Source organism: Proteus alimentorum (assembly GCF_002607735.1).
In the GTDB taxonomy this organism is placed as follows: domain Bacteria; phylum Pseudomonadota; class Gammaproteobacteria; order Enterobacterales; family Enterobacteriaceae; genus Proteus; species Proteus alimentorum.
In genome coordinates, this window is sequence record NZ_NBVR01000022.1 from 1 (window position 1) to 340 (window position 340).

1 tRNA gene and 2 rRNA genes are annotated in these 340 nt (G+C 49.7%); all 3 read left to right on the plus strand.

Going from position 1 to position 340, the window contains the following annotated elements:
* Positions 1-76 (plus strand): 5S ribosomal RNA (rrf, locus tag B6258_RS18600); the annotation flags it as partial.
* A gap of 43 nt (positions 77-119) precedes the next feature.
* Positions 120-195, plus strand: a tRNA-Thr gene (locus B6258_RS06635).
* A 51-nt stretch (positions 196-246) separates the two neighbouring features.
* Positions 247-340 (plus strand): 5S ribosomal RNA (rrf, locus tag B6258_RS06640).

Below are 340 nucleotides of genomic sequence, written 5' to 3' on the forward strand. Positions count from 1 at the left end.
CGAACTCAGAAGTGAAACGTTGTAGCGCCGATGGTAGTGTGGGGTCTCCCCATGTGAGAGTAGGGAACTGCCAGGCATCAAATTTAGGCTGTGTCAGCCGGTGACAATAGGCCACTAGTGCTGATATGGCTCAGTTGGTAGAGCACACCCTTGGTAAGGGTGAGGTCCCCAGTTCGAATCTGGGTATCAGCACCATAAAAAATTAATTATAACTACATAAATAGCTAGTTATAAAAACAGAATTTGCTTGGCGGCCATAGCGCAGCGGACCCACCTGAACCCATGCCGAACTCAGAAGTGAAACGTTGTAGCGCCGATGGTAGTGTGGGGTCTCCCCATG